Origin of the sequence: Clavibacter michiganensis, from assembly GCF_021216655.1 — a bacterium.
In the GTDB taxonomy this organism is placed as follows: domain Bacteria; phylum Actinomycetota; class Actinomycetes; order Actinomycetales; family Microbacteriaceae; genus Clavibacter; species Clavibacter michiganensis.
This window is the reverse complement of record NZ_CP080437.1, coordinates 887,732-913,584: the sequence shown is the minus strand read 5'-3', so window position 1 is coordinate 913,584 and position 25,853 is coordinate 887,732. Positions and strand designations below refer to the sequence as shown.

Annotated in this window: 22 protein-coding genes and 1 pseudogene; 11 read left to right on the top strand and 12 right to left on the bottom strand. The window is 72.4% G+C overall.

Annotated elements, in window-relative coordinates; all coding sequences use genetic code 11:
• The first annotated feature begins 21 nt into the window (after positions 1–21).
• The 7 genes from K0V08_RS04225 (at position 22) to lnt (ending at position 8,606) form a co-directional block, all read left to right on the top strand.
• Positions 22–1,065 carry an FKBP-type peptidyl-prolyl cis-trans isomerase gene (locus K0V08_RS04225; RefSeq protein ID WP_012038378.1) on the top strand — a complete coding sequence of 348 codons (1,044 nt, stop codon included), beginning with the start codon at positions 22–24 and terminating at the stop codon, positions 1,063–1,065.
• A gap of 48 nt (positions 1,066–1,113) precedes the next feature.
• Positions 1,114–2,121, top strand: coding sequence for a helix-turn-helix transcriptional regulator (locus K0V08_RS04220; RefSeq protein WP_012038377.1), 1,008 nt, complete (start codon positions 1,114–1,116; stop codon positions 2,119–2,121).
• Positions 2,118–3,107 carry a helix-turn-helix transcriptional regulator gene (locus K0V08_RS04215; protein WP_012038376.1) on the top strand — a complete coding sequence of 330 codons (990 nt, stop codon included), beginning with the start codon at positions 2,118–2,120 and terminating at the stop codon, positions 3,105–3,107. Before K0V08_RS04220 ends, K0V08_RS04215 begins: the two co-directional genes overlap by 4 nt.
• Positions 3,108–3,305: 198 nt before the next feature.
• Positions 3,306–3,650: a Sec-independent protein translocase subunit TatA gene (tatA, locus tag K0V08_RS04210; RefSeq protein ID WP_012038375.1), complete on the top strand. Its 345-nt coding sequence runs from the start codon at positions 3,306–3,308 to the stop codon at positions 3,648–3,650.
• A 54-nt stretch (positions 3,651–3,704) separates the two neighbouring features.
• A complete protein-coding gene (tatC, locus tag K0V08_RS04205; RefSeq protein ID WP_012038374.1) occupies positions 3,705–4,457 on the top strand; it encodes a twin-arginine translocase subunit TatC in 753 nt (250 codons plus the stop codon).
• A 94-nt stretch (positions 4,458–4,551) separates the two neighbouring features.
• Positions 4,552–7,023: a DEAD/DEAH box helicase gene (locus K0V08_RS04200; RefSeq protein WP_079533226.1), complete on the top strand. Its 2,472-nt coding sequence runs from the start codon at positions 4,552–4,554 to the stop codon at positions 7,021–7,023.
• Positions 7,024–7,064: 41 nt separating this feature from the next.
• A complete protein-coding gene (gene lnt, locus K0V08_RS04195; RefSeq protein WP_079533765.1) occupies positions 7,065–8,606 on the top strand; it encodes an apolipoprotein N-acyltransferase in 1,542 nt (513 codons plus the stop codon).
• 87 nt (positions 8,607–8,693) lie between these two features.
• Here the strand turns inward: lnt and K0V08_RS04190 are convergent, their stop codons facing one another.
• The 3 genes and pseudogenes from K0V08_RS04190 to K0V08_RS04180 all read right to left on the bottom strand — a co-directional run bounded on the left by K0V08_RS04190 (position 8,694) and on the right by K0V08_RS04180 (position 10,223).
• Positions 8,694–9,059: an RNA polymerase-binding protein RbpA gene (locus K0V08_RS04190; protein ID WP_012038371.1), complete on the bottom strand. Its 366-nt coding sequence runs from the start codon at positions 9,057–9,059 to the stop codon at positions 8,694–8,696.
• A gap of 235 nt (positions 9,060–9,294) precedes the next feature.
• Positions 9,295–9,834 (bottom strand): annotated as a pseudogene (locus K0V08_RS04185) (glycerophosphodiester phosphodiesterase family protein); the annotation flags it as partial.
• A 71-nt stretch (positions 9,835–9,905) separates the two neighbouring features.
• The gene (locus tag K0V08_RS04180; protein ID WP_012038369.1) at positions 9,906–10,223 is read right to left on the bottom strand and encodes a hypothetical protein; all 318 of its coding nucleotides are present in this window, start codon (positions 10,221–10,223) and stop codon (positions 9,906–9,908) included.
• A gap of 178 nt (positions 10,224–10,401) precedes the next feature.
• Between K0V08_RS04180 and K0V08_RS04175 the strand changes: the two genes are divergently transcribed.
• Genes K0V08_RS04175 through K0V08_RS04165 form a run of 3 tightly spaced genes read left to right on the top strand, consistent with a single transcriptional unit; the run spans position 10,402 to position 13,775 of the window.
• Positions 10,402–11,181 (top strand): SDR family oxidoreductase, encoded by a 780-nt coding sequence (locus tag K0V08_RS04175; protein WP_079533223.1) that lies wholly within the window; start codon positions 10,402–10,404, stop codon positions 11,179–11,181.
• A gap of 39 nt (positions 11,182–11,220) precedes the next feature.
• Positions 11,221–13,308, top strand: coding sequence for a S9 family peptidase (locus K0V08_RS04170; protein WP_079533220.1), 2,088 nt, complete (start codon positions 11,221–11,223; stop codon positions 13,306–13,308).
• A complete protein-coding gene (locus tag K0V08_RS04165; protein ID WP_012038366.1) occupies positions 13,305–13,775 on the top strand; it encodes an NUDIX hydrolase in 471 nt (156 codons plus the stop codon). Before K0V08_RS04170 ends, K0V08_RS04165 begins: the two co-directional genes overlap by 4 nt.
• Positions 13,776–13,833: 58 nt before the next feature.
• Here the strand turns inward: K0V08_RS04165 and K0V08_RS04160 are convergent, their stop codons facing one another.
• Both K0V08_RS04160 and K0V08_RS04155 read right to left on the bottom strand, forming a co-directional pair.
• Entirely contained in the window at positions 13,834–14,715 is an 882-nt protein-coding gene (locus K0V08_RS04160) for an SDR family oxidoreductase (protein ID WP_079533218.1), read from the bottom strand.
• Positions 14,716–14,852: 137 nt separating this feature from the next.
• A complete protein-coding gene (locus K0V08_RS04155) occupies positions 14,853–15,134 on the bottom strand; it encodes a hypothetical protein (RefSeq protein ID WP_079533215.1) in 282 nt (93 codons plus the stop codon).
• A gap of 332 nt (positions 15,135–15,466) precedes the next feature.
• Between K0V08_RS04155 and K0V08_RS04150 the strand changes: the two genes are divergently transcribed.
• The gene (locus tag K0V08_RS04150; protein WP_128516980.1) at positions 15,467–15,919 is read left to right on the top strand and encodes a hypothetical protein; all 453 of its coding nucleotides are present in this window, start codon (positions 15,467–15,469) and stop codon (positions 15,917–15,919) included.
• A gap of 965 nt (positions 15,920–16,884) precedes the next feature.
• Here K0V08_RS04150 and K0V08_RS04145 read toward each other — a convergent pair.
• The 7 genes from K0V08_RS04145 to zapE all read right to left on the bottom strand — a co-directional run bounded on the left by K0V08_RS04145 (position 16,885) and on the right by zapE (position 25,701).
• Positions 16,885–18,894, bottom strand: a complete 2,010-nt coding sequence (locus tag K0V08_RS04145) for an endo-1,4-beta-xylanase (RefSeq protein ID WP_079533213.1) — start codon at positions 18,892–18,894, stop codon at positions 16,885–16,887.
• A 170-nt stretch (positions 18,895–19,064) separates the two neighbouring features.
• A complete protein-coding gene (locus K0V08_RS04140; protein WP_079533212.1) occupies positions 19,065–20,360 on the bottom strand; it encodes an endo-1,4-beta-xylanase in 1,296 nt (431 codons plus the stop codon).
• Between the two features lie 148 nt (positions 20,361–20,508).
• The gene (locus K0V08_RS04135; protein WP_336513119.1) at positions 20,509–21,279 is read right to left on the bottom strand and encodes a putative protein N(5)-glutamine methyltransferase; all 771 of its coding nucleotides are present in this window, start codon (positions 21,277–21,279) and stop codon (positions 20,509–20,511) included.
• A 92-nt stretch (positions 21,280–21,371) separates the two neighbouring features.
• Complete coding sequence (locus K0V08_RS04130; RefSeq protein WP_012038359.1) at positions 21,372–21,803, bottom strand: helix-turn-helix domain-containing protein; 432 nt, start codon at positions 21,801–21,803, stop codon at positions 21,372–21,374.
• 206 nt (positions 21,804–22,009) lie between these two features.
• Positions 22,010–22,849, bottom strand: a complete 840-nt coding sequence (locus tag K0V08_RS04125) for an aldo/keto reductase (RefSeq protein WP_012038358.1) — start codon at positions 22,847–22,849, stop codon at positions 22,010–22,012.
• A gap of 248 nt (positions 22,850–23,097) precedes the next feature.
• Entirely contained in the window at positions 23,098–24,384 is a 1,287-nt protein-coding gene (locus K0V08_RS04120; protein ID WP_012038357.1) for an ammonium transporter, read from the bottom strand.
• 252 nt (positions 24,385–24,636) lie between these two features.
• On the bottom strand, positions 24,637–25,701 hold the full coding sequence (zapE, locus tag K0V08_RS04115; RefSeq protein ID WP_079533209.1) for a cell division protein ZapE: 1,065 nt from the start codon (positions 25,699–25,701) through the stop codon (positions 24,637–24,639).
• Positions 25,702–25,853: the final 152 nt, after the last annotated feature.

Here is a 25,853-nt window from a genome sequence, read left to right as displayed (position 1 = left end):
CACCATCGAAAGAGGAGTCACGTGCGCCGTTCCGCCGCGCTCACCGTCTGCGCAGGGCTCGTCCTGACGCTCGCCGCCTGCAGCCCCTCCGGCTCCTCATCGGGTGCGGCGGCGGGCTGCACGCCCCTCGCCCAGGCCGGCACGTCGTCGAGCACGGTCACCGCCACGGGCGACGTCGGCAGCGCGCCCGCCTCGGTCGCGTTCCCCACGCCGCTCAAGCCCGCGGGCGTCGAGGTCTCCACCCTCGTCGAGGGCGACGGCGCGCCCGTGCAGCCGAACCAGGGCATCACGGCCGCGGCATCCATCGTCGACGGCAAGACCGGCAAGGACCTCGCGGACTACGCGCGCATCGCGCCCAACGCCCGCACCACCGGTTCGCCGCTCTTCACGCCTGCCTCCCTGCACGAGTCGCTGCCGTACCTCGAGGACGCGATGACGTGCATGCCCGTCGGCTCGCGCCTCGCGGTGACGGTCCCCGTCTCCACGGTCTTCCCCGGCCAGGACCTCTCGTCCCAGGGACTCGACGCCACCGACGGCCTCGTCCTCATCGTCGACATCACCTCGTCCTTCCCGGCGAAGGCCACCGGCGAGCCGCGGCCCGCCCAGGCCGGCTTCCCGTCCGTCGTCACGACGGACGACGGCGTCCCCGGGATCACCATCCCGCCGAGCACGCCGCCCACCGAGTACCGCGACGCCCTCCTCCGCGCCGGCGATGGCGCCGAGGTCGGCGACGGCGACACCGTCACGCTGCAGTACACCGGCGTCGTCTGGGGCACGAGCACGTCGGCCGAGAAGCAGGCCGTCTTCGGATCCAGCTGGACCGGCGGCGGCCCCCTGCAGGTGCCCGCGACCGCCACCACGGCGGCGCCCTCCACCGGTGCGGCCTCCTCGCTCGTCGTCACGCCCGGCCTCGCGAAGGCCCTGGTCGGCAAGCACGTCGGCGACCAGGTCATAGCGGTCGTCCCGCCGGCCGAGGGATTCGGCGACCAGGGCTCCGCCAAGGTGCCCGCGGGGTCCACGCTCGTCTACGTGGTGGATATCCTCGGGACAAGCACCACCAAGTAACGACGCATCGCCACCGGCCGGGGGCTGCACCGACGTGAGGACCACCGCGTGCCCGAGACATCCCGCCGACCGACCGTGCCCGTCGAGGAGCGCCTGTTCAGCCTCGTGCTGGCGCTGCTCGCGACAGAGCAGGGCCTGACGAAGAACGAGGTCCTCTCGAGCGTCCAGGGGTACAGGCAGCGCTACCGCTCCGGCGGCGACAACGCCAACCTGGAGCGCCAGTTCGAGCGCGACAAGGACGACATCCGCGACCTCGGCGTGCCGCTGGAGACCGTGGAGGCGCCGGGCCAGGAGGGCAACAACCAGCTCCTGCGCTACCGGATCCCTCGCGGTGCGTACGAGCTCCCCGCCGACCTGTCCTTCACGCCGGAGGAGACGACGCTCCTCAACCTCGCGGCCATGGTGTGGCGCGAGGGGTCGCTCTCGGGGGAGTCGCGCCGCGCGCTCATCAAGCTGCGCTCGCTCGGCGTGGAGTCCGACGACCCCCTCATCGGCTACGCACCCCGGCTGCGCACGCGCGAGGCGGCCTTCGCGCCCCTGAGCGTCGCGCTCGAGCGGCACGTCCTCGTCTCCTTCGGCTACCTCAAGCCGGGGGAGCGGACCGCTCGGATCCGCACGGTCGCGCCCCTCGCGCTCGTCCAGCACCAGGGCCGCTGGCACCTGCACGGCATCGACCAGGACGCCGACGGTCCGCGCACGTTCCTGCTCTCGCGCATCGTCGACCGCGTGCGCGTGACGAGCCGCGGCTTCGTCCCCGAGGGGGAGGACCACGCCGAGCGCGCCCTCGCCGACCTCGACCGCGTGTGGGCGAACGGGGTGGGGGAGGTGGCGGTGGCCCCTGGATCCGACGCGGAGATCCGCCTGCGCCGTCGTCGCGGCACGGAGGACCTCGGCGACGGGCGCCTCCGCGTGCACTACTCCGACACGAACCTCTTCGCCGACGAGGTCGCGGGCTTCGGCCCGGAGGCCCGCGTGATCGCGCCGCCGAAGCTGCGGGACGCCGTGCGCGCCCGGCTCGCCGAGACCGTCGCCGCCCATCGGGAGGACGCATCATGACCGACCGCGCCGCGCCGCTCCAGGCGCAGGACAAGCTGGCGTTCCTGCTGGCGCTCGTGCCGTACCTCACCGACCACGGACGCGTCAGCGTCAGCCAGGCGGCCGCGCACTTCCGGGTGCCGCCCGAGCAGATCCGCCAGGCCGTGCGCCTCATCGCGGTGTCCGGCGTCCCCGGATCCACGGCCTCGTACCAGCACGGCGACCTGTTCGACATCGCGTGGGACGACTTCGAGGACAACGACCAGATCGTCATCACGCACATGGTCGCCATCGACGACTCGCCGCGCTTCTCTGCCCGGGAGGCGGCCGCGCTCATCGCCGGCCTCCAGTACGTCTCCTCCCAGGCGGACGCCAGCGACCTCGACCTCGTCGGCCAGCTCATGGCGAAGCTCGCGCGCGGATCCTCGGCGAGCCCCAGCCAGGTCGCGGTCGCGGCCGGGGCGGGAGACGGCACCCGCGACGACCTCCGCCGTGCAATCGCGGAGGAGCGCCGGGTCGAGTTCGACTACCGGAGCCCCCGCGGCGGCACGGAGCGCCGCGTCGTGGATCCGCTGCGCCTGGAGTCGATGGACGAGGACTGGTACCTGCGCGGCTGGGACCTGGCCCGCGGCGCCGTCCGCACGTTCCGCCTCGACCGCCTCGACGAGCTCGTGGTCACCGACCTCCCGCCCGAGCACCGGCCGCAGGACGTGGTGCTCGGCGACACCCTCTTCGAGCCGAGCCCCGACGACCTCCGCGTCACGCTCGAGGTCCAGGATTCGGCGCTCCCGCTCCTCGGCGACTTCGTGGGCGACGAGCGGCCCCTCCCGGTCGCCGGCCGCCCCGGCCGCGTCGCGGTCACCGTGCGCGTCGCGCACTACCAGGGCCTCGTGCGCCTGGTCGCGGGCATGGCGGGCGTGGTCGTCGTGACGTCGCCGCCGGAGGCGCGGGCGGCGGTGGCCGAGTGGGCCGAGCGGGCCGCGGCCGCCTACGACGACGCCGACTGAGCCGCGGCACCCAGCGGCAGGGGGCCGGGCTCCGAACACCCTGCATCGGAGGACGCCGCCCGGACCAGTGGTCCGGGCAGGGGAAATCCGGGTGAACCGCAATGCCGCACAGGGTGTCCTGACGGGTCGCGACGGTAGACTCGCCGTGGATCCCGACAACGACTGTCCGGCCCCCCGACCTGAAGGAACGTGAACCACATGCTCGGAAACCTGACCGGATGGCACCTCGTCATCATCCTCGTCGTCATCGTGCTGCTCTTCGGTTCCACGAAGCTGCCCGCCCTCGCCAAGAGCGTCGGCCAGTCCATGCGCATCTTCAAGGGCGAGGTGAAGACCATGAAGGAGGAGAGCGGCTCCGACCGCCGCGATGACACCCGCGACGAGAACCGCCGCCGCGACGAGGAGCGCTACCGCGCCGACGACCGCGACGCCACGCCGCGCGACTACGTGCGCCCCGGCGAGTCCCGCGTCGACGAGCCCCGCTACGACGCCCCGCGCTACGACTCCCCGCGCGACGGCGGGGACTCCCGCCCCAGCGCCTGATCCGTGAGCACCACCGAGCGTCCCCGCCAGAAGAAGCGCGACGCGGAGAGACGCATGTCCCTCGTCCAGCACCTGCTGGAGCTCAAGAAGCGCCTGTTCATCGCGGGCGTGGCGATCATCCTGGCGATGGTGGCCGGCTGGTTCCTCTCGTCGTTCGTGCTGGAGGCGCTGCGCCAGCCGATCGAGACCATCAACGCGGAGCAGGGGCGGAACGCCAGCCTCAACTTCCCGACGATCACGTCGGCGTTCGACCTGCGCCTGCAGATCGCGCTCTACGTGGGACTCATCATCTCGAGCCCCGTGTGGCTCTACCAGGTGTTCGCCTTCCTGGTGCCCGGCCTCACGAAGACGGAGCGCCGCTACACGTTCGGCTTCTTCTTCTCCGCCGTGCCGCTGTTCCTCGCGGGCTGCGCCGCCGGCTGGTTCGTCCTGCCGCACATCGTCGCGCTCCTCACGCAGTTCGCGGGCGCGGGCGACTCGTCGTTCATCACCGCGCGCGAGTACTTCGACTTCGTGCTGAAGCTGGTCTTCGCGGTGGGCATCGCGTTCGTGCTGCCCGTGTTCCTCGTGCTGTTCAACTTCATGGGGATCCTCAGCGGCGCGACGATCATCAAGTCGTGGCGCATCGCGATCCTGCTGATCATCCTGTTCTGCGCCATCGCTACCCCGGCCGCCGACGTCATGTCGATGTTCCTGCTGGCCGTCCCGATGACGCTGCTCTACCTCGTCGCCGCGGGCATCGCGCTGCTCAACGACCGGCGCCGCGCGCGCAAGGCCGCCGCGATGACGGACGACCTGCTGTCCTGATCCGCTCGGCTCCGACGCCCGTCCCGCGAGGGGCGGGCGTCGTCGCGTGCGCCCCCGGCCGGCGCGCGGATCCGGAGCCTAGGATGGCGACATCGTGACAGACCAGCTCTCGCCCGCCGAACGCTACGCGGCCTCCCGAACGCGTCGCAGCCTCCCGCTCCTCGAGTCGTTCGCGAGCGGCCTGCGCTTCGACCTCGATCCCTTCCAGCGCGCCGCCGCGGAGTCGCTGGAGAACGGGCGCAGCGTCCTCGTCGCGGCGCCGACGGGCGCGGGGAAGACGATCGTGGCCGAGTTCGCGGTGTACCTCGCGATGCAGCGGCCGAGCGCCAAGATCTTCTACACGGCGCCGATGAAGGCGCTCAGCAACCAGAAGTACGCCGAGCTCGTGGCCGAGTACGGGCCGGACGAGGTGGGCCTGCTCACGGGCGACACCAACGTCAACAGCCGCGCGCGCATCGTCGTGATGACGACCGAGGTGCTGCGCAACATGCTCTACGCGGACTCCGACCTGCTCCGCGACCTCGCCTTCGTGATCATGGACGAGGTGCACTACCTGGCCGACCGCTTCCGCGGCGCCGTGTGGGAGGAGGTCATCATCCACCTCCCGCAGAGCGTCCGGATGATCTCGCTGAGCGCGACCGTGTCCAACGCCGAGGAGTTCGGCGACTGGCTGCAGGCGGTGCGCGGCGAGACGGACGTCATCGTCTCCGAGGAGCGGCCCGTGCCCCTCGAGCAGCACGTCATCGTGCGGCACCGCATGGTCGACCTCTTCGACTCGTCCGGTCTCGCCGCGACGCACCGCGTGAACCCCGAGCTCGTCCGCATGACGCACGGCGGGGGTCGCGAGGCCGTCCGCGTGCGCGGCGGCCAGGGGCACTCGCGGGGCCGGACGGGGGCCGTCGGCGGATCCGGCAAGCGGGCACCAGGCCCCTGGGACCGCGGCCGCATGGACCGCCCCGAGGTCGTCGCCCTCCTCGAGGAGCGCAACCTGCTGCCCGCGATCTTCTTCATCTTCAGCCGCGCGGGCTGCGACGCGGCCGTCAAGCAGGTGCTGCGCGCCGGCGTCCGTCTCACCCACGCGCACGAGCGCGACGAGATCCGCGCCGTCGTGGAGGAGCGCTGCCGCACGCTCCGCGACGAGGACCTCGCCGTCCTCGGCTACTGGGAGTGGCTCGAGGGCCTGGAGCGCGGGGTCGCGGCGCACCACGCGGGCATGCTGCCCGCCTTCAAGGAGGTCGTCGAAGAGCTCTTCCAGCGGAAGCTCGTGAAGGCCGTGTTCGCCACGGAGACCCTCGCGCTCGGCATCAACATGCCCGCGCGCACGGTCGTCCTCGAGCAGCTCGAGAAGTTCAACGGCGAGGCGCGCGTGCCGCTCACGCCGGGGGAGTACACGCAGCTGACCGGCCGCGCCGGCCGCCGCGGCATCGACGTGGAGGGTCACGCCGTGATCCAGTGGAAGGACGGGCTGGATCCGCAGGCCGTCGCCTCGCTCGCCTCCCGCCGCACGTACCCCCTCAACTCGAGCTTCCGTCCCACGTACAACATGGCCGTCAACCTCATCGACCAGTTCGGCCGGGAGCGCACGCGCGAGGTGCTCGAGTCGTCGTTCGCGCAGTTCCAGGCCGACCGTGCGGTCGTCGACCTCGCGCGGAAGGTGCGCACCCAGGAGGAGTCGCTCGCCGGGTACGAGAAGGCGATGGTCTGCCACCTCGGCGACTTCCGCGAGTACTCGGGCCTCCGCCGCGAGCTCAGCGACCTCGAGCGCGCCACCGCCGCCCGAGCCGACATGCAGCAGCCCGGCCAGCACGGGGAGCGCGACAAGCGGCAGCGCCAGCTGACCGACCTCCGTCGCCGGATGAAGGCGCACCCCTGCCACGCCTGCAAGGACCGCGAGTCGCACGCGCGCTGGGCGGAGCGCTGGTGGCGCCTCAAGCGGCAGACGGATGCGCTCGGGCAGCAGATCCGCACCCGCACCAACGCCGTGGCCAAGGTCTTCGACCGCGTCACCGAGCTGCTGCTCTCGCTCGGCTACCTCAAGCGCGCCACGGACGGCCAGGTCGCGCCGACGCCCAACGGCCGGATGCTCAAGCGCATCTACGGCGACCGCGACCTCCTCATCGCGGAGTGCCTGCGCACGCAGGTGTGGGTCGACCTCGATCCTGCAGCCCTCGCCGCCATGGCCGCCTCGCTGGTCTACCAGCCGCGCCGTGATGAGGGCGACCGCAACGACCGCAACCTCCCGCGCGGCGCCTTCCGCGCGGCGCTCGAGCGCACGGAGGAGATCTGGTCGCGCCTCGACGACGTCGAGCGCGAGCGCCGGCTGCCGACGACGGATCCGCTCTCGACCGGCCTGTGCGCCCCGATGCACCGCTGGGCGCGCGGCGGCAGCCTCGATGCCGTGCTCGACGAGGCCGACCTCGCCGCCGGCGACTTCGTCCGCTGGACGAAGCAGACCATCGACCTCCTGGACCAGCTCTCCGTCGTGGCCGACGGCCCCGTCTCCCGGAACGCCCGCACGGCGCTCGACAGCATCCGGCGCGGCATCGTCGCGTACTCCTCGGTGTGACCGCGCTCGCCCGGGCTCCCCGTCGGGAGCGCTCCGTCCTCATGCCCTCGCCCGCGGAGCCCGTCCGTCCGCCGTTGCCGCTGTGGGGTGCGCTCCTCGCCGCCGCGGCGTCCGGACCGGTCATGGACGCGGCGTTCCCCGACCGCGGGCTGTGGCCGCTCGTGTTCCCCGGGATCGCCCTCGCGCTCCTCGCGCTGCGCGGCAGACGTCCCGGTCCCGCGTTCCTCATCGGGCTCGTGGCCGGGCTCGCCTTCTACCTCACGCACATCGAGTGGGCGTCGCTGTACCTCGGGCCGGTGCCGTGGATCGCGCTGTCCGCCCTGGAGTCGCTCTTCGTCGCGACCGGGGCCGTCGCCATCGCGACGGCGACGCGCTGGATCCCACGCGCGTTCCCGACGGTCGCCGGCCGCGTGGTGCTGCTGCCGGTCGCGATCGCCGGGCTGTGGACCGCGCGCGAGGCGATCTCCGCGGTCTGGCCCTACGGCGGCTTCGCCTGGGGACGCGTGTCGCTGTCGCAGTCGGAGAGCCCGTTCGCGCACCTCGTGACGTGGCTCGGTCTCTCCGGCCTGTCCTTCGTGCTCGTCCTCCTCGTCGCGCTGCTGCTCGAGCTCGCCGCGGAGGAGCGCGTGCGGCGCGCGTCCCGTTCGCTCGTCGCGGGGATCGCCGTCGCCCTCGTGCTCGTCGTGCCCGCGTTCCCCGTCACGACCACCGGGACGACCCGGGTCGCCGCTGTGCAGGGGAACGCGAAGGCCGGGTACTTCGACGGCGCGCGCTACGGCGACATCCTCCGCGCGCATCTGGCCGCCACCGCGGAGATCCCGTCGGACGCCGGAGTCGACATGGTGGTGTGGCCCGAGAACGCGGCGGATGCGGATCCGCTGCGGGACCCCGGCTCGGCCGCCGCCCTCGACCGCGTGGTCGCGCGCCTCGGCGCCCCGCTCGTCGTGGGCACGGTCACCGAGCGCGACGGCCGCTACTACAACGAGTCGCTCGTGTGGACCGGGGGAGGGGCGACCGACCACTACGACAAGAAGCACCCCGTGCCCTTCGGCGAGTACGTGCCCGATCGCGCGTTCTGGGAGCCGTTCGCGCCCGACCTCATCGGCCTCATCCAGCGCGAGTACACGCCGGGCACGACGGATCAGGTGATGGACGTCGCGGGGGTCACCGCCGGCATCGCGATCTGCTTCGACATCGTCGACGACCAGCTGACGACCGACATGGTCCACGAGGGCGCTGGCCTCATCCTCGCCCAGTCGAACAACGCCGACTTCGGGCGCACCGACGAGAGCGTGCAGCAGCTGGCGATCGCCCGGATGCGGGCGCTCGAGACGGGTCGGAGCGTCGTCAACATCTCGACCGTCGGCACCAGCGCGATCGTCGGCCCGGACGGGCGGGACATCGACCGGCTGCCCTGGTTCACCGCCGGGTCGATGGTGGTCGACGTGCCGACCGCCGACGTCGTCACGCCAGCGATCCTCGTGGGTCGCGACATCGAGTGGCTCGTCTCGGGCCTCGGCCTCGGCGCTCTGGCCGTCTCCGGGATCGCGCTCGGGCGCCGCGGGCGCCGAACCGCGCGCTGACGGTCCGCGCCGCCCGCACGCAGAGGAGCACCCCCCGGCGAGGCCGAGGGGTGCTCCTGTAGACGGTTCGCGAGCGGAGGGGTCGGGTCAGGCGCCGATGCGGTGCTGACCGCGCCGCGCGCGGAGGGTGGCGAGGCGCTCCTCGAGGAGCTCCTCGAGCTCGGCGCGCGTCCGGCGCTCGAGCAGCATGTCCCAGTGGCTCCGGGGGACCTTCGCCTCGACCTCGTCGTGGGCGACGGGCGCGCCCTCCGCGTCGAGGAGGCGTCCCTCCAAGCCGCTCTTCGGCGACTCCCAGACCTCGGGGACCTCGGCGTCGGCCGAGAACACGACCTCGAACGTGGTGCCGTCGGTCGTGCGGTACGTCTTCCTCTGCCGGGGGGAGAAGCTGACGCCCTCCTCGCTCTGCAGGCTCGTGGACCCGAGCCGCATCCCGCGCAAGCTGCGATCTGCCATGGTGGTCTCCTCTCGCGATGCACTCCCCGTTGTAAACCGTGCGGCTGTGAGGATCCTTTCTCAGGACACCCTGTTCCCAGGCGAATCCCAGTCCCTGTCGCCCATGGCGGCGAGCGCGAGGTCGGCGCGGTCGGTCACGATGCCGTGGACCCCGGCCCTGACCAGGCGGATCATCTCGCCGGGGGTCGTCCACCGTCCAGACGTGCACCTCGCGGACGGCGCGCCCGAGCCGGCCGACCATCACGGGGGAGACGGTGCGGATCCCGATCACCCGACAGGGCATCTGCACGGCGTCGACACCGCGGAGGGCGAGGCGCACGACCGGCGCGAGCGCGAGCCGCGCGCCGAGGACCGCGAGGACGAGGCGACCCGCGTCGGCGGACGTGGCAGCGCCGGGGAGGAGGGCCAGCGCGCGTCGCCGTCGGGAACCCGAGAACGACGTGACGAGCACGCGGTCGACGGCGTCGGCGTCGCGGATCGCCCGAGCGGCGGCGGCGGGCGCATCCCGGCCCTTGACGTCGATGTTCAGTCGCGCGTCGGGCAGGGCCGCGAGCAGCTCGCCGAGCGTGGCGACGCGCGCGCCGGATCCGAGGTCGATGGCGCGCAGCTCCTCGAGCGTCGCGTCGCGGACGAGACCGGGGCGGCCCGTGAGGCGTCGGAGGTCGGCGTCGTGCCAGAGCACGCACGCGCCGTCGGCCGTGACGTGCACGTCCGTCTCGAGATGGGTCGCGCCGAGCTCCCACGCCGCGCGGAAGGCATCGAGGGTGTTCTCCACGGCACCGGATCCGGTCCAGCCGCGGTGCGCGAGGACGCGGGGCACTGCGCCGTCGAACCAGGCGCTGCGCGTCACGCGGGCCGTCCGTCGTCGTCGGACGTGGCAGCCGGGTCGCCCGGTCCGAGGTCGTCGCCCTCGCGGCGGCCCTCGACGGGCAGGGCGCGGAGCAGCGCCGGTCGCGCGGATCCGAGCAGGGCGGACGCGGCCACGAGGGCGACGACCGCCTGCAGCCACCAGTGCGCGCCCACGAGGCCGGACAGCAGGCCCGCGAGCGCAGCGGCACCGCCGGAGAGCCCCATCAGGTCGAGCCGCCGCATCTCCACGACGACCGCCGTCACGACGAGGGCGAGCCAGACGATCCACGCGTGGTCGTCGAGCAGGACCGTCACCCGCTGCTCCCTCGCTCCGTGGACCGGATGACCCGAACCTAGCCCACCGCCGGGACGGCGGGCGATAGGCTCTCCTGGCCGTCAGCGTGGTGTCCCGCCCGCGCGGCCCGTCCCGATCCGTCCCTCGCCGGACGACCCGTCGCGCGCGAACGGCGCGCACACCTGGAGGAGTACCGCTGTGAGCACCGTCGACGAGATCCGCCCCTTCGCCCCCGACGAGCTCCGCGGCCGCCGCGCGCTCGTCACCGGCTCGTCCCGCGGGATCGGCGCCGACACGGTCGCGTACCTCGCCGAAGCGGGCGCCGACGTGGTCGTCAACTACCGCAACAAGGCCGCGCGCGCCGAGAAGCTCGTCGCGAAGCTGGTCGAGGGCGGCACGAAGGCCATCGCGGTCGGGGCGGACCTCACGGATCACGAGTCCGTCGACCGCCTCATGGAGACCGTCCGCGCCGAGCTCGGCGGCCTCGACGTGCTCGTCCTGAACGCATCCGGCGGCATGGAGAGCGGCATGGCCGAGGACTACGCCATGACGCTCAACCGCGACGCGCAGCTGAACGTCCTGCGCAGCGCGCTGCCGCTCCTGACCGAGGGCGGCCGGGTCGTCTTCGTCACGAGCCACCAGGCCCACTTCATCCGCACCACCGAGACGATGCCCGAGTACGAGGCCGTCGCGCGCAGCAAGCGCGCGGGGGAGGACGCCCTGCGTGAGCTCATCCCGGAGCTCGACGAGCGGGGCATCGGCTTCGTCGTCGTCTCCGGCGACATGATCGAGGGCACCATCACCGCCACGCTCCTCAGCCGCATGAACCCCGAGGCCATCCAGGAGCGCAAGGAGGCGTCCGGGGGTCTCTACAACGTCTCGCAGTTCGCGGCCGAGGTCGCGCGCGCGGTCGTCGACCCGATCCCCGCCGAGCACCTCCGACTCGTCGGCGACACGAGCAGCTTCCGCCCCGAGTGACCCGGGGCCGGGCGACGACCCGGGGCTAGGCTCGATCCGATGAAGACCACGGATCTCGACCTCCTCACCTCCGTCTCCCGCCCCGCCGTATCGCCCGACGGCCGCCTGGCCGTCGTCTCGGTGACGCGCCCGCGGGTGCACGCCGACGCGTACACCGGCCAGCTGTGGGAGGTGACCACCGACGGGTCCGCGCCGCCGCGACGCATCACGCGCGGCTTCCGCGACACTGCGCCGCGGCTCTCGCCGGACGGATCGGTCATCGCGTTCCTCCGCGCGGAGCCGAAGGGGCCGCCGCAGCTGCACGTCGTCCGGTCGACCGGCGGCGAGCCGGTCGCCCTCACCGACGAGCTGCTCGGTGTCGGCGCGTTCGACTGGTCGCCCGACGGCTCGCGCATCGTCTATGCCTCGCGCGTGGCCGAGCCCGGGCGGTACGGGAGCGTCGAGGGCGTGTCGGCCGCGGCGGAGCCCGCCCGCCGCATCGCCACCACGAAGTACCTCGCGAACGGCCTCGGCTGGTCCACGGACCGGCACACGCAGCTCTTCCTCGTGGATCTGCCCGCGCTGGACGCGGAGCCCTTCGTGGCCGCGGTGCCGTCCGGCTACACGGATGCCGCGGATCCCGCCGTGCGCGGCGACGGCGTCGACGCGAAGTCCTCCGCCGCCGAGCGCGCGGGTGTCCCGCCGGTCGTCCGCCTCACCGACGAGCCCGTCGACCACGACGCGCCGCGCTTCTCCGCCGACGGGTCCGAGGTCCTGTTCGTGGCCTCGCGCCACGACGGCCGTGACGACGACCTGCTCTCGGGTGCCTACGCGGTCGCGGTCCCCGCTCGCGGTGAGGCCTCGAGCGGCGTGCCCGAGGTCCGCACCGTGGTGTCGCACGAGGCCGGGCTCGGCATCGCGGAGGTCGCGTCCGTCGAGGGCGGCCGGATCTACCTGCTGGCTCAGGACCTCGGGGAGTCGGGCGTGGACTTCGTCGCCCGCAACACCGCGCTCTACGTCCTCGACGCCGACGACGCCGCGCCGCGCGTCCTCACGGACGCCGAGACCGTCGACCTCGGCGGCAGCGGCATCACGGTGGAGGACCGCGACGCCGTGCTCGTGCTCAACGGATCGCGCGGCACCGTGCAGCTGCTGCGCGTCACCGCGGATGGCGCCGTCGAGGCGCTCGTGGACGACCAGGTCGAGATCACCGGGGTCGGCGTCGGGGGAGGGGCCGTCGTGGTCGCCCTCACCGACCCGCGCACGCACGGCGACCTGGCGCTCGTCCGCGCCGACCGCCCCGCCGACGCCGGTTCCGCGCTCGTCCCGCTCACGGACTTCTCCGCACCGCTGCGCGACGCGGGGATCCGACCGCTGCACGAGCTGGTGGTCGAGGGCCGCGACGGCTACCCGGTGCACGGCTGGGTCGTGCTGCCGGAGGGGGAGGGGCCGCACCCGGTCGTCCTCGTGATCCACGGCGGGCCCTACGCCGCCTACGGCGTGCACCTCTTCGACGAGGCGCAGGTCTACGCCGACGCCAGCTACGCGGTGCTGCTGTGCAACCCGCGCGGCGCCGCCGGCTACGGCCAGGAGCACGGCCGCGTCATCAAGGAGCGCATGGGCACGGTCGACATGCACGACGTGCTCGACTTCCTCGACGGCGCGATCGCGGTGCACGACACCATCGACGGGTCCCGCGCCGGCATCATGGGCGGCTCCTACGGCGGCTACCTCACCGCGTGGACCATCGCGCACGAGCACCGCTTCCAGGGCGCCATCGTCGAACGCGGGTTCCTCGACCCGGAGCTGTTCACCGGCACGTCCGACATCGGCACGTTCTTCGGCGAGGAGTACACGGGCCACGACGAGGAGACGCGTCGCGCGCAGAGCCCGCAGGCGTTCGCGCACCAGGTGCGCACGCCGACGCTCGTCGTCCACTCCGAGGACGACCTCCGCTGCCCGCTGTCGCAGGCCGAGCGGTACCACCTGGCGCTCGTGCGGTCGGGGGTCGAGACCGAGATGCTCGTCTTCCCGGGCGAGGACCACGAGCTCAGCCGATCCGGTCGGCCGCGCCACCGCGTGCAGCGCTTCGAGGCGATCCTCGACTGGTGGGCCCGGCACCTGCCGGTCGACGGCGGCGGGCGATGAGCGACGAGGCCGTTCGCCATGTCCGCGACACCGCGCGCATCCTGCTGGTCGACGAGCGCGAGCGGCTGCTGCTGTTCCTCACGAACTACTCCGTGGACGTGGACCTGCCGCCGCGCTGGCTCACGCCCGGCGGCGGGATCGACCCGGGGGAGTCACCCGCCCAGGCCGCCCGCCGCGAGCTCTTCGAGGAGACCGGCCTGCGCGTCGAGTCCGTCGGCGAGCCGGTCTGGGAGCACGACTACGCGCGACAGCGCATCGACGGCGACCTCGACACCGGCCACTCGACGTTCTACCTGGTGCGCACCACGGCGTTCGCGCCGGTGTCCGACAACTGGATGCCCGACGAGTTCGACGACATCCATGCGCACCGCTGGTTCACGCTCGACGAGCTCGCTGCGACGGCGGATCCGTTAGAGCCGGCGGAGCTCGTGGAGGTCACGCGCGAGGTGCTGTCGCGGAAGCCGTGAGGGCCTTCCATCGGGGCTTCCCTCGACTATCGGCTATGCGCCGATAATCGACGTTATGTCATGTAGCTGATGCGGAGCGGCTCTCGTCGCGCCCCTCCGAGGCCAGGAACTCCGCCAGGCTCACGGGCCGGCGACCGAGGACGCGCTCGACGTCGCCGCTCACGTGCGCCATCTCGCCGGCTGCCATGGCCGTGTACGTGCTGATCCAGGCGTCCAGCTGCCACTCGGGCGCCTGCCACACCGCACGTGACGCGCGCGCCTCCTCGAGGGTCTCGTCCCGGTACGTCACGGTCCGCTGCCGGGCTGCCGCGACCGTCGCCGCGATCTCGGCCATGGTCAGCGCCTCCGGCCCCGTCAGCTCGTAGGTGGCACCCGCGTGGGACTCCGGATCCCGCAGGATCGTCGCCGCCACCTGGGCGACGTCGGCGCGCGTGACGGCGGCCACCCGCCCGTCGCCGGCGGGGCCGCGGATCACGCCGTCGTCGCCGACGAGCTGGCTGACGAAGTCGATGTAGAAGGCGTCGCGGAGGAACGTCCAGGCCATGCCGGACGCGCGGATCCGGTCCTCGGTCGCGTGGTGGTCGCGCGCCAGCGTGAAGGTCGCGTCGGGGGCCGCGCCCTGGAAGGACGTGTACACCACGTGGCGGACGCCGGCTTCCGCCGCCGCGTCGACGAACGCGACGTGCTGCGCGAGCCGGTGCTCGTCCTCGGCGGCCGACACCATCAACAGGATCTCGACGCCCGTGAGCGCCCGGAGAGTCGCCGCGCGATCCCCGTACGTCACCTCGTGCACCGTGGCGTCGGCCAGGTCGGGCGCGCGCGACGGCGTGCGCGCGAGGAGCCGCTGCGGGAGCCCGGCGTCGGCGAGCTGGCGGGCCACCGCTCCCCCGATGGCGCCGGTGACGCCGGTGACGGCGACGAGGCGGGTCTGCGTGGTCATGGTGGTCTCCCTCCGCGCGGCGGCTGCCGGTCCAGGCGGGACACGTGCTGTCGCGCGATCCTCCGACAGTATCCCGGCGCGTGCCGCAGCCCCCCGTCCGGCGAGGTGGCGGGGCCGTCGTGACGTGCGTCAGCCCGTTACGATCCGGCGCGCGTCACGATCAGGTCGAATGCGGTGGTGCGGCTGTTGCCGGCGCGGTCCTTCGCGGTGCAGGTGACCGTCCTCATCTCGCCGGCGGGCAGTGCCCTGCACGCGATGATCCCGGCGTCGAACTGTGACTCGTGCGCCTCGTGGACCGCTCGTGACGCGCGAATCCTCCGAGGAGCTCCTCCCGGTGCGTGACCGTCCACCGTCCACCGTCCACCGTCGGCGTCGGCGTCGGCGTCGGCGTCGGCGACCGCGGCCGCGATGTCCGCCATCGCCAGCGCCTCCGGCCCGGTCGGTTCCTGGTCGGCCCGGCGTGCGGCTCCGGATCCCCGGGGATCCTCGCCGCCACCTCCGCCCCGCTGGCGCGCATGATCACATCCCTCGACCGTCGCCGACGGACCCCACGTCACCTCGCCCACGAGCTGGATTCCGAGTCCCTCCCGATCGTGGTGGCGATCCGATGCTCGGGCCATTCCCTCGTGCTCCCGTTATCTCCCGGTGTCGGTCACGCGCACACCAGCCTCAGGGCTTGTCGGCAGAGTGCCCCGGCTGCTACACATGGGATTCCCATGGGAGGTCCATGGCTCGTCCCTCAGGAGTGCACATGTTCAAAGCGAGCATCTGGAGAACCGCCACCACGCTGGCAGTCGCCGGAGCGTCCATTCTGGCAGGCGGCACCGCCGCGAGCGCCGCCACGATCTCCAGCCCCGATGCCGTCGCGGCCGCGGCCTACACGCCGTATTTCGAGATCTACTACGGTCCCAACTGCGCCTCGGCGTCGCGCGTCTACACGGGGGTCAATCGCGGTGAGGCGTGGATCAACGACACATTCAACAACACGGAGACCGGCACCGCCGGCTATGGCCAGAAGATCCGGAACAACGCGGCGTCGATCAGGACCTGGAACGTTCAGTCAGTGAACATCAAGGGCAATGACGGCACTTACATCGCCTTCTCCAGCCAAGGTGCGTGCGTACCGCTTGACTCTCGTTTCGGAAATCGCCGGAACAACAACATCGGGTGGCAGACCGTTCCGCTGGGTGGATTCAGCAACTAGTACGCGCACATCCGTCGTCTCGATGTCGAGAGTGCCCCGACATTCATGTCGGGGCACTCTCGGTCCACGTCGCAGCCCAGTCCGTCGTCTCCGCCAGCGGAAGCGCCGTGTGGCCGCTCGGCCTCACGTCCCCAGCCCGCGGCCTCATCTCCACGCGCGACGCTCATGTCTTAGCACCCAGCAGTGCGGCTTTCCGAATACCGAGGATCATCGTCAGCTCCTCGAGGTGCCGTCCGGCAGGATGCGCAGTTCGACGAGTGCGCGCTCGTCGCGACAGCAGAACCCACGCCTGAGTGGAGGGGCGCTGGCCCTTCGTATGCCGAGCGCACCCGACCAGACGCTGCATCTCGCAAAGAGCGTCCCGTTCGCTCGAGCCCCACGACTCGTGACGTATCGGAATGCGATCGCCACGTGCGACGCAACTGGGGCCGGGTCTCGTCGTCGGAGCCCAGCAGCCGATTCTCATCGCGATGCAGGGAGTGCCACTCGAGTCGGGTGCTGCGCTTCGCCGGATCGACGTGCTGTCGCGGGCGGCCCTGCTGATGGATCGGCGATGGATGGAATGGTCTCCGGGCGATCGGCATCGCGGGTACGTCCATGCGATCGCGATTCCGGTCGCCTTGGGTCGGCTACCGGATGCCCTGCCCGCCTTCGGGTGGCTCGGTCACGTGAACCGGCCGGTCTCTCCTTCGGCGCCATCACGACGACGGCGGCCGAGGCGGTGCCGTCCTCTCGCTTCAGCGCCGCAGCATGGTCAGCATTCTCCCCTGATGGTCGCCGGCGAGCTGCTGGCTCCCACCCGAGCGCGGAAGCGAAGAGCGGATCTGACGCCCTGGGGGTGCCAACCCGAGCGACACGAGGTGACGTGCACCTCATCCCCCACGTGACGTCCGACACGGCCCGCCACTCGACGCGGCCCCCGTCTCGCGAGGAGGCGGGGGCCGCGTCGGGCCGGCGTCAGCGCATCACGAGCCGGCGCGCGTCACGATCACGTCGAAGGTGCTCGTCCGGACGTTGCCGGCGCGGTCCTTCGCGGTGCAGGTGACCGTCGTGGTGCCGACGGGGAAGATCCCGCTGCGGGGCGGCGCGCAGACGACCCGCACGTTCCCGTCCCGGGTGTCGATGGCCGAAGGCAGCGCGTACGGCACGCGCACGCCCGCGGCCCTCGTCGCGACCGCCGTGATGTCATCCACGTCCGCGATGCGCGGCGCCGAGAGGTCCGCGGGACGCGCCGGGAGCTGCCTCGGATCCACGATGCCCCAGTAGGCGGGAGCCGCCTGCAGGTCGTCGTCGAACGGCAGCGGCTGCTCCCACGGACGCGCGATCGGCCACGTGCGCAGCCAGCTGCGCGCGTTGCTCACTCCCCAGAAGGTGACCGAGTCGATGGATGCCGCCTGCTGGCGGATCATCTGGAAGAGGTCGCGGTAGTAATAGCCGACCTCGGCTCCCGCCTGCGCATCGTCCGCGTAGACCGGCGTGTACGGATCCTGCGGCGCGCCGCTCACGTCGGCGCCCTCGTTCTGGTTCGACGCGTTCACGTCGAGCTCGGTGATCGCCTGCAGCAGGCGCGGGTCGATGCGCTCGACCGCGCGGATCGAGTCGCGCAGCCACGAGACCGGCCGGGCGAAGTCGACGTGCGCCTGGTGGCCCACCCCGTCGATCGGCACGCCGCGGGCGACGAGCGCGGCGATCAGCTCGAGGTAGTCGGCGCGCTTGGTGGGCAGCTCCGTGTTGTAGTCGTTGATGAACAGCTTGACGCCCGGGAAGTGCGCGCGGGCGAGGCGGAAGCCCTCGTCGACGAACCCCTCCCCCAGCACCTGGTACCAGCGGCTGTCGCGCATGTCGTGCGCATTGTCGTTGGGACCGTCGTCGATGACCTCGTTGACGACGTCCATCGCCCAGATCGGGCTGTTCCCGTCGGGGTAGCGCGCGGCGATGTGGTCGGCGATCCCCGTCACGTGCGCCTCCATGCGCGCCTTCAGCAGCGCCTGATCCGCGGGGCTGTCGGTGAGGGGGCGGTCGCCGTCGAGGAAGAACCACGCGGGCGTCTGCGAGTGCCAGAACAGCACGTGGTAGTACACCTCCGTGCCGGTGCGGTCGGCGAAGTCGAGCAGCTGGTCGAGCTGCGTGAAGGTGAAGCGCCCCTCCTCCGGCTGGACGCTCTCGGGCTTGCCGGCGTTCTCCGGCGTGAACGCGTCGAACTGGCGGCTCACCAGATCCGCTCCCGCGCCCACGGTCTCGCGACCGTCGATGGCGACGCCCACGTGCTCGATGCCGCGGGCGCCGAGGACGTCCTTGAGCGCCGGGATGTCGGTCTGCACGGGCGTGGCCACCGCCTCGCCGAGCTGGAAGTCGTCGAGGAGGAAGTCGGCGCCGACGGTGCCCTCGACGTAGACCTGCGCCCTGTCGACCGGGCCGCCGAGCGTGTACGTGCCGGTGAGCTCGGTCCACGCGTCGGCGGTGACCCGCGCCGCGGCTCCCGCCACCCCGTCGTATCCGCTGCCGCCGCCGGTGTCGCGCTGCACGGAGACCTTGAGGGACGCGGGCTCCTCCCCCGCGGCCAGGCGCGCCCACACCGTCACCTCGACCTGCTGGCCCACGGCGAGGGCGCTCGTCACGTCGAGGGCTGCCCCGTGCCACTCCTGCGTGCGGTCGGTCACGAGCAGGCTGCCGGATCCGGTGCGCGCGATCGTGCTGGGCGCGATCGCGACGCCGTCGCCGCGCGGGGCCCAGCCGTCCGTGCCGGACTCGAAGTCGGATCCGATGCGTGCGGGAGCGGCGGCGTCGGCGGCCTGTGCGGACGGCGCGGCGAGGGCGCCTGCGCCCACGACGAGGCCGAGCGCCGTGATCGCCGCCATGCCCCGGCGGCGGGCGGGACGGGCGCCGACGGCGCGGCTGCCGGCGGACCTGCTGCGGTCCAGGCGGGGCGGGCTGACGTCCGCGGACGCGGACGCGCTGGTGCGGGGAATGCTCATCGTCGAACACCTCTCATGTGTTCCGACTTCGGTGTCGGATGCTCGCACCGTAGGCACCCTCCCCTACGGCGGGCAAGGTATTCGAAAACCTTTGTTGTGTGTGGCAACGAACGCAGAGCGGCCCCCATCCTCGAGGAGGACGGGGGCCGCGGTGGTCGCTCGGGCGGTGATCAGCCCTTCGGCAGCGGCGGACGCGGCGGGAGCAGGTCGGGCCTCACGATGCCCCAGTACGCGGGCATGGCCTCCTGATGGGTCCCGAACGGGAGCGGCTGGTCCCACGGCTGGTCGATCGACGGGCTGTGCAGCCAGGTGCGCGAGTTGTCGGAGCCCCAGAAGGTGACCGACTCGAGGTTGCCGGCCTCCTGCCGGATCATCGTGAACAGGTCCTTGTAGACCCAGCCCACGGCCGCGGCGGTGTCGTCCGGGTTCGAGTAGATCGGCGCCGTGTGGTTCCGGTTCTCGCTGTTGCCCGTCGCGGCGGCCTGCAACGCACCGACGTCCAGCTCGGAGATGGCCTGGAGGAGGTTCGGGTCGAGGGCCTTCACCGCGTGGATCGTGTTCCTCAGCTCTTCGATGTCGCTGCGGAGCCCGATGTGGCTCTGCTGCGACACGCCCTCGACCGGGATGTGCCGCTTCAGGAGGTCGGAGACGAGCCCGAGGTAGTCGGCGCGCTTGCTCGGCGAGTCGGTGTTGTACTCGTTGATGAAGAGCTTGACGCCCGGGAAGTACTTCTTCGCGAGCTGGAAGGCCTCGTCGACGAAGCCCTCGCCGAGCACCCGGAAGAAGGGCGTGTCCTTCATGTCGTGCGGGTTGCCGTTGGGGCCGTCGTCGATGACCTCGTTGACGACGTCCATGGCCCAGATGGGGCTGTTCCCCTTCGGGTAGCGGGACGCGACGTGGTCGGCGATCGCCTTCATGTGGGCTTCCATGCGCGCCTTGAGCAGCGCCTGGTCGGCCGGGCTGTTCGTCAGCGGTCGGCCGTTGTCGAGGAAGAACCACGCGGGCGTCTGCGGCTTCCAGTAGGGGACGTGGAAGTACATCTTCATGCCGTGGGCGTCGGCGAAGTCGAGCAGCTTGTCGATGCCCGAGAAGTCGAATCGGCCCTCGACGGGCTGGATGGCGTCGGCCTTGCCCTCGTTCTCCGGGGTCATGGCGTTGAAGTGACGGGCGATGAGGTCGGCCGAGGTGCCCTGCACCTCGCCGCTGCCCATGGCCACGCCGACGTGCTCGATGCCGGCGTCGCCGAGGACGTCCTTGAGAGCGGGGACCTGCATGCCGGGGACGGGCGTGCTGGGCGCGGCGGCGGATGCCGAACCCGCGGGGACGCCGATGGCGACCGCGGTGAGGACGGCGGCGGCCGATGCGAGGGCGGCGAGGCCGCGACGGGGGCGACGGCGGGCGTCGCGGTCCGGGAGGGACGGCGCCGTGCGGACGGACGCGCGGGGACGGCGTGGGATGAGGGTCATTGGTGGCTCTCGTAGGTGGATGGGACACCGCGACCCTAGGGAGGACCGTCCGGCCGCCGAGCGGGTTGTGGACAGGAGACAACGAGGTCCGCGGCCGGTTGCCGGACGGTCCGCGCGTCATCGGGCCTCGGGACATCGGGCCGATAGCTCAGCGCGGATGTCGGCCGGTCACGACCCGTGTGCCGTCGTCCTCGTCGTCCTGCACGGGTGCTGCGAGCGGGTCGGCTCGCGCCTCGAGGCCGGCGGTCGCGAGCGCGTCGAGGGCCGCGGCGAGCTGTTCGTCCGCGACCTCGACGAGGAGGAGCCCGTCGGGGGCGAGCCAGGATCCGCTCCCCCGTGCCACGCGTCGCAGCACGTCGAGCCCGTCGGCCCCGCCGTCCCGCGTGGCCTCCGGCTCGTGGAGACGCGCCTCCGGCGGCATGAGCGCGAGGCCCGCGCTCGGTACGTAGGGCACGTTGGCGACGAGGACGTCGATCCGGCCGCGCAGCGCCGTGGGCAGCGCCTCCATCAGGTCGCCCCGATGCACCGCGACGCCGCGCGGGATGAGGTTGGCGGCGGCGCAGGCGACCGCGACCGCGTCCACGTCGGCGGCGTGCACGACCGCGCCGGGCACGTCGTCCGCGACCACGGCGGCGATGGCGCCCGATCCGCAGCACAGGTCGACGACGGTAGGGGCATCCACCTCCCGCGCCGCGTCGACGGCGGCCCGGGCCAGGCGCTCGGTGCGTCGGCGCGGCACGAAGACCCCGGGTCGCACGATGATCCGCCGCCCCGCGAACGCCGCCCAACCGAGGACGACCTCGAGGGGCGCCCCGTCGATGCGGGCCGCCGTCATCCGCTCGAGCTCGTCGGCGCGGTGCGCTCCCCCGTCGCCGGGGCCGGCGTCGGGCTGGCGGTCCGCCGCCTCCGCGACGAGCAGCGCGGCCTCCTCCTCGGCGAAGACGCAGCCGGCCGCCCGCAGGCGCGCGACGATGTCGTCATCGAGGCCGTCGCGGGTCGGCCCATGCCCGCTCAGATGTCGTCCGTGGCGCGCAGGTGCTCGAGCAGCGCGGCGGCGCGCAGGAGGTCGTCGCCGTGCACGGGCGGCCGGGCCTGCCTCGCCGCCTGCTCGAGCCACTCGGCGCGGGCCGTCCGGACGCCCAGGAGGAGCGCCCGTCCTCCGTCGGAGAGGTGCAGGTAGGGCCCGGTGGGGTCCTCGGACTCCAGCACGAGGCCCTTCTGCATGAGCGACGCGAGGCTCGGCACGGTGGCGGCGCGAGCGGTGCGGGTGTCGAGCGCGAGGGACGCCCTGTCCATCCGCTCGGTGCCGGAGAGCCGCCGGAGGATGAGGATCTGGACTCCGGTGAGCCCGTCCCAGCTCGCGTCGACGGACGCGTCGATGCGCTCGGACACGGAGCTGAGCGCATCGGCGAGGCGGGAAGGCGGGACGGTGGGATCGATCACGATGCTCCTGACGGTGAGGCCGGCTCCGGCGGGCTCCGGCGGGTCCGAGGCTCTCGCCTCCGGCCTGAGGGAGCGTCGTGCCGCTCACGCTAGACCCCTCGCGCCCCCGATACGAGCGCGATGTCATGCGGCGGTGCCGACGCGACGACGCCCGCCGCGGCGAGGAGCCGGGCGGGCGTCGTGCTGCCGGCACGTCGGCGGGTGGGTCAGGACGGGAACTGCGTGAAGTCCGCCGTCGCCGGGTCGGCGCCGAGGCGCGTGCCGGTCTCCAGGGTGTCGATCTCGGCGAGCTCCTCGACCGTGAGCTCCACCTCGATGCTCTGGAAGTTCTGCACGATGCGCTCCGGCGTGACCGACTTCGGGATGACGATGCGACCCTGCGCGAGGTGCCACGCGAGCACGACCTGCGCGGGGGTGGCGTCGTGCTCCTTCGCGAGGCGCGTCACGATCTCCGACTCCAGGTCGGCGCCCTGGCCGAGCGGGCTGTACGCCTCGACCTCGATGCCGCGCTCGACCGAGAAGGTGGAGAGGTCGTGCTGCTGGAACGTCGGGTGCACCTCGATCTGGTTCACCGCGGGCACGACGTCGCTCTCGGCGGCCAGCTTCTCCAGGTGCTCCGGGAGGAAGTTGGAGACGCCGATCGCGCGGATGAGGCCCTCGGCGTGCAGCGCCTCGAAGGTCTTCCAGGTCTCGACGTACAGGCCGTGCTTCGGGTAGGGCCAGTGGATCAGGTAGAGGTCCACCGCGTCGACGCCGAGCTTGCGCCGGCTGTCCTCGAAGGCGCTGCGGGCGCTGTCCGCGCCCTGGTCGCCGTTGCGGAGCTTCGTGGTGATGAAGAGCTCCTCGCGCGGGATGCCCGTCGCCTTGATGGCGGCGCCCACGCCCTCCTCGTTGTAGTAGCCGGCGGCGGTGTCGATGTGGCGATAGCCGGCCTCGAACGCGCGCTCCACGGCCTGCTGCGTCTCGGCGGGCGGGGTCTGGAAGACGCCGAAGCCCAGCTGCGGGATGGTGACGCCGTTGTTCAGGGTGATGAGGGGGGATGCCATGTGCTCTCGTCTTCTTCGTCTCGATGGTCACGGGGTGCGGCGGCGCCGAGGTGCGCGCCCTACCGCTGCCTCCCACCGTACGCCGGGGCCGACACCGTGCCGCCCGTCGGGGACGGCTCTCCGCGGAGGGCGAACAGCCGTTCGGCGGACGGACCTCCGGCCGGCCGCGCGACCGCCGCCCGGACGACGGACGGGCGCCGCCCTCTCGCGAGGTGCGGCGCCCGTCGTGGTCGAACCGGTGGAGCGGGTCAGCGGCCGGAGGTCTCCAGCACGTAGCCCTCCTCGCCGTGGACGATCGTGTCGATGCCCGCGATCTCGTCCTCGTTCTTCACCCGGAAGCCCATGGTCTTCTGGATGATCGTGCCGATGACGTACGAGAGCACGAACGAGTAGATCAGCACCGCGAACGCGGCGAGGGCCTGCTTGCCGAGCTGCTCGAGCGAGCCCGAGTAGATGAGGCCGACGTTCGTGGCGAAGATGCCGATGTACAGCGTGCCGATGAGGCCGCCGATGAGGTGGATGCCCACCACGTCGAGCGAGTCGTCGAAGCCGAGCTTGAACTTCAGCTCGATCGCGACGGCGCAGACGGCACCGGCGATGAGGCCGAGGACGATGGCCCAGGTCGGCGAGAGCGCGGCGCACGCCGGGGTGATCGCGACGAGTCCCGCGACCGCGCCGGAGGCGGCGCCCACCGAGGTCGGCTTGCCGTCGCGGATCTTCTCGACCACGAGCCAGCCGAGGATCGCGGCGGCCGGGGCGGCGATGGTGTTGAGGAACGCGATGGCCGCGATGCCGTCGGCCGCGAGCTCGGAGCCGGCGTTGAAGCCGAACCAGCCGAACCAGAGGAGGCCGGCGCCGAGGAGCACGAACGGCGGGTTGTGCGGCACGTGCATGCCCTTGGCGAACCCGACGCGCTTGCCGAGCACCAGCGAGAGGGCGAGCGCCGCGGCACCCGCGTTGATGTGGACCGCCGTGCCGCCCGCGAAGTCGATGGCACCGACGTTGTAGGCGATCCACCCGCCGTCGACGGTGGCGCCGTCGGCGAGCGTGAAGTTGAAGACCCAGCTGGCGACCGGGAAGTAGACGACCGTGGCCCAGACGCCCGCGAACACCATCCACGCGCCGAACTTGGCGCGGTCGGCGATGGCCCCGGAGATGAGGGCGACCGTGATGATGGCGAACGTGGCCTGGAAGGCGGCGAAGGCGAGCGTGGGGTACGCCGACGTCTGGTCGCCGAGGGCCGCGGTGTACGCGTCGCCGAGGCCGAGCTGGCCGAGGTCGATGCCGAGGACGCCGTCGATGCCGACGAAGCGCGGGTTGCCCGCCGCGCCGTCTGGCCCGTTGCCGAACGCGATGGCGTAGCCGTACAGGACCCAGAGGAGCCCGATGAGGCCCATGGCCCCGAAGCTCATCATCATCATGCTGATGACGCTCTTGGCCTTGACGAGCCCGCCGTAGAAGAACGCCAGACCCGGCGTCATCAGGAGGACCAGCGCCGCGGCGATCAGGAGGAAGGCGGTGTTGCCTTGATCCATGGTGTTTCACCTCTCGTAGATCGTGCAGGGGGTCGCACCGGACTGGAGGCGAGCGGCCGCCCGTGTGGTCGGGTGGTTCGGCGCGAGCCGGATGCCGGGTACGCGTCCAGTGTCGGGGGGCGAGGTTTCGCCGGCTCGCCGGACGTGTTTCCGGCGCGTTACACGGGTGGCGCGCGTGTGAACATCGTGTTTCCGCGCGCGGCGGGGATGCCCGCGACGGCCCCCGATCCAGGGACGTCGGAGCGCGGTGGGCTAGATGTCGCGTCCGGCCGCGGTGAGCGAGATGAGCCGCGAGATCGCGCGCAGGTACTTCTTGCGGTAACCGCCCGCGAGCATCTCGGCCGAGAACGCCTCGTCGAACGGCGTGCCCGACGCGAGCAGCGGGATCTGCGCGTCGTAGACCCGGTCCACGAAGGCGACGAAGCGGAGCGCGTCGGTCTGGCCCTGCAGCTGGGTCACGTCGCGGAGCGCGATGGCGTCGACGCCCTCGATGACCTTCACGTACTTCGAGGGGTGCAGCCGCGAGAGGTGCGCGACCAGCTCGGGGAAGGCGTCGACGGTCACGGCCCGGCCGCCGGCCTGCGCGGCATCGGCCCGTGCGTCGAGGTCGTCGGCGTCGACGGTGACCGCGTGGCCTTCGAAGGCGCGGCGCCGGTAGTCGAGGCCGTCGATGCGGATGGTGTCGAACCGGTCGCTCATGGCCTGGATCTCGCGGAGGAAGTCGGCCGCCGCGAAGCGCCCCTCCCCCAGGGCGTTCGGCGGCGTGTTGCTCGTCGCGGCGATGCGCGTGCCGTCGGCCACGAGGTCGGACAGCAGGCGCGTCATCATCATCGTGTCGCCCGGGTCGTCGAGCTCGAACTCGTCGATGGCCACGAGCGTCGCTCCGCGGAGGATGCCGACGGCGCCCTGGTAGCCGAGAGCCCCGACGAGCGCCGTGTACTCGATGAAGGTGCCGAAGTACTTCGGTCCCGGCATGGCGTGCCAGAGCGACGCGAGGAGGTGCGTCTTGCCGACGCCGAACCCGCCGTCGAGGTAGACGCCGGGCTTCAGGGCGGGCGCCTTCTTGCGCGAGAACAGGCCGCCGCGGGATCCGGCCCTGTCGCCCGAGAACGCGCGCAGCACCTCGACGGCCTGCGCCTGAGTGTCGTACTCGGGGTCGGGCCGGTAGGTGTCGAACCGCGCGTCGTCGAACTGGCGTGGCGGCACGAGGTGCGCGGCGATCTCCTGGCCGGTGATGCTCGGCGAGCGGCCGACGAGCGCACCCGGTGCCGTGCCCTCCGCGTCGTGGCTCGGCGATCCGATCTCGGCGTTCGTCACAGGTGGGTCTCCGGCTGTCATGTGGCGGTGCAGGGAAGTCCCGCGCGGGCCGAACCGTTACCGTTGACGGTGGTCGACGCGCGGCGCTTGGTGCCCGCGGAACACCCACCAGACTAATCCGCGTCCCACCCAGCGCGGCCCCTCCGGCCGCG